The 4,098-nt window shown below is 43.0% G+C and carries 1 protein-coding gene; it reads left to right on the plus strand.

Annotation, left to right across the window (positions count from 1 at the left end; all coding sequences use genetic code 11):
- Window positions 1-4,098 (plus strand): DUF7507 domain-containing protein (locus DFQ04_RS18375; protein ID WP_166637326.1); only part of this gene is annotated, 4,098 nt, incomplete at both ends.

Genomic DNA, 4,098 nt, shown 5'->3' on the forward strand with positions numbered 1-4,098 from the left:
ATGCAGGCAGCTTCACCAACACGGCGACAGCCAGCACGACCTATAACAACACTCCGGTAAGAGACACCGATTCTGAGACGGTGAATGCGGTACAGACACCTGATATCGATGTTGAAAAAGTGGTAATAACCAATGATGACACATTAAACGGACAGATTTCTTATGAGATCACAGTTTCCAACACTGGTAATGTGACCTTGAATGATATCTATGTTGAGGATATTCAGGCTGGTTTGATAGATTTGATTGCGGAATTGGCTCCTGGAGCTGAAGAAGTGTATACAGTTTCTGTTACAATCACTCAGCAGATGATTGATGAAAAATGCTTCACCAATACTGCAGTTGCTGAGATTAGAGAGTATACAGAATCTCAATCTCCAAATCAAGGTGAGCCAATTGCTGATTACATCGTAATTCTTTCTGATGAAGATCAAGTTGAAGCTTGCTTTACTCAGTCTCCTGAATTACAAATTGAGAAGACTATTACTGCAGGAGATCCTTACAGTTTGATCGATGATCTGATCGAATATGAGTATGTAGTGACCAACTCTGGAAATGTCACCCTAAACGGTCCATTTACAGTAAACGATGATAAGATTGGAGTAATTGCAGATCCTGCTAATACAACAATCTTGAGTCCTGGAGCTACCATTGTCTTCACAGCTGTGTATTCTGTGACAGAGGCTGATTTGTTAGAAGGTTCAGTTACGAATATTGCGACAGGTATTGGATTCTTCGGAGAATCTGAAATTGAGTCTCAGCCTGACAATGCTACAGCGGAATCCAGATTTAATGAGATTTTGGCGGTGGATGATATTGCTGGAACCTTCGATTATGCGACAACTCCTCAAACGTCGTTGGTAAATGCTTTGACCAATGATGAATTGAAAGGTGGTTCTGCTAATCCTTCCAATGTGATTTTGACCACTGTAATTCCAGATCCTAGCGGAGTTCTTTCTGTGGATGCAAATGGAGAAATTACCATTGCAGCAAATCCACAGGCTGGTGATTATCAATTGACCTATAGAATTACTGAGATTGGTAATCCATTGAACTTTGATGAGGCTGTCATAACAGTAACAATCAATCCATTGCTAGGTCTAATTGAAGTTGAAGAATATTGTGAACTGGATGCTCCATATTTAAGATGGATTATATCCCCAGTAAACTTCAATATTCAAGATTTGGCACCTGGAGACGATACTCCATTGACCATGACTTGGTATGACAAGGATGGAAATCCGATCATTGTTTATGAAAACATTCCTTTGGAAGGTTACATGTTGTTCCCAGGAGCAGATACTATTCCTGGAGGATATGGAAGCGCATGGCCAGGATGGAAATTTGAAAACAATCAGTGGGTTTCAGGAAACTTCAATTTCTATCAAGTTCGTGAAGATGGAGCTTATGTAGTCTTCAAATTGAACCCTGAGATTCAAACAGAAGTGACTTACCCAGGAGCGACAGAAGCTTGTAATCCGGATCCAAATGCTCCAATTGCGGTGGATGATGATATGACTTCTATCCCTGTATCAACACAGTTTGGATACAACAACATTGTGAATGTATTGGATAATGATAGTCTACTAGACGGAACTACTCCATTGAATACTTCTTTGGTGACTGTTACCGAAGTAGGTCAATCAACTCCAGGAGCATTGTTATTGGATACTGCAACAGGATTGGTTAGCGTTAGCCCAGGATTAGCACCTGGAATCTATACCCTAGAATATAGAATCTGTACTAATCCGAATCCGACAAATTGTGATACCGCAATTGTCACAGTATTGGTTGTTCAGCCTTCAGTACAAATAGAAAAGTCGGTTGTTTCTAATGACGATAAGCTAGGAGGATTTATAACCTACGAAATCAAGGTTACCAATGATGGTGATGTTGAACTTCAAAACGTTGAGGTGAAAGATGACTTGACAGGAGATATATGGATGATCCAATCCTTGGCTCCTCAAGAATTCACAACCTTCACTGCTGAGCTTGAAATTACTCAGAACTTGATTGAGGAAGGTTGTATCACAAATACAGCGACAGCAACAGTTTATCTTGGAGAACAATCAGAATCTGAACAAACCGTTCTTACAGATGACTCCGATTCTGCAGAGGTTTGCTTGACTCAAACTCCTGATATTGCAATCGAAAAAGATGCAGATGTAACAAGCGTTGATGCTGCTGGAGATGTGATTAATTATACCTTGACAATTACAAATACAGGTAATTTGATCCTGAATAGTGTTACGGTCAATGATCCTTTGACCAAATACAGTAATGTAATTGGACAGATGGTGCCAGGTCAAGTTTTAGTTATTCAAACTAGCTACACGGTAACTCAAGGAGATATGGATAATGGATCCATTATAAACGTTGCTTCTGTAACAGGATTTGCAAAAGAAACTCAAGTATCTGATCAGGACGATGCCAAAGTAAATGCAATTCAAAACCCTGCAATTTCCATTGAGAAGACTTCGGATGTATCCGAGGTGAATAATGCAGGCGACGTGATCAAATACACCTTGACGGTGACTAACACGGGCAATGTGACCTTGAACAGCGTTAAGATTTCGGATCCATTGACTGGATATGATAACCTATATGGTTCTATGGTACCAGGTCAGGTGATCAAAGTTGAGACAAGCTATACGGTAACCCAGTCAGATGTTGACAGCGGATCGATTTTGAATGTGGCGACAGCTGAAGGATTTAACGGTAACGAAAAGGTGTCCGACCAGGATGACGCAGTAGTTAAAGCAACTCAGAGCCCTGCAATTTCCATTGAGAAGACTTCGGATGTATCCGAGGTAAACAATGCGGGAGATGTGATCAAGTACACCTTAACTGTGACCAACACGGGCAATGTGACCTTGAGCAGCGTTAAGATTTCGGATCCATTGACTGGATATGATAACCTATATGGTTCTATGGTACCAGGTCAGGTGATCAAAGTTGAGACAAGCTATACGGTAACCCAGTCAGATGTTGACAGCGGATCGATTTTGAACGTGGCGACAGCTGAAGCATTTAACGGTAACGAAAAGGTGTCCGACCAGGATGATGCGGTAGTTAAAGCAACTCAAAGCCCTGCAATTTCCATTGAGAAGACTTCGGATGTATCCGAGGTAAATAATGCAGGCGACGTGATCAAATACACCTTGACGGTGACCAACACGGGCAATGTGACCTTGAACAGCGTTAAGATTTCGGATCCATTGACTGGATATGATAACCTATATGGCTCTATGGTACCAGGTCAGGTGATCAAAGTTGAGACAAGCTATACGGTAACCCAGTCAGATATTGACAGCGGATCGATTTTGAACGTGGCGACAGCTGAAGGATTTAACGGTAACGAAAAGGTGTCCGACCAGGATGATGCGGTAGTAACTGCGGTTCAGAATCCGGATATTGATATTGAGATTACGGACAACGAACCGGTGTTGGAAAAGCCGGGTGATGAGATTCCATACACAATAGTGGTGACCAACACGGGTAACGTAACCTTGGATAACGTGACGGTAGTGGATACCAAGACGGGTACGGTAGTGAATGTGGGTACCTTGGCACCTGGCGAGAGCAAGACGATCGAGGCGACGTATCCGATTACCCAGGAGGACGTGGATACCGGCAGCGTGAAGAACGAGGCGACTGCGACCGGAGAGAGTCCGAATGAGGGAGACAATAACCCAACGGCTACCGATGAGGTAACCACACCTATAGCGTATCTACCGGGTATCCAGTTGGTGAAGACCGCTGATAAGGAGATTGTCAGAGAAGCCGGTGAAGTAATCACCTATACCTTGACGGTGACCAATACGGGCAACGTGACCTTAGCTGGTGTGGTAGTTAAGGATCCACTTACTGGTCTTAATCAGAACTTGGGAACAATAGCACCTGGTCAGGTGATCAATGTTACCACTAACTACACGGTTACCACAAGCGATCTGGAGAAAGCTACCTTAGTGAATATTGCTCAAGTACTTGTCAAAGGTCCACGTGACGGAGAGGACATTTCAGATGAGGCAGAAGAGGTAGTGGGTGTTGGAGCGAACGAGATCATCGCCAATGACGACGACTTTGGCACGTACTTCC

This window comes from Algoriphagus boseongensis, assembly GCF_004362805.1.
GTDB lineage: Bacteria > Bacteroidota > Bacteroidia > Cytophagales > Cyclobacteriaceae > Algoriphagus > Algoriphagus boseongensis.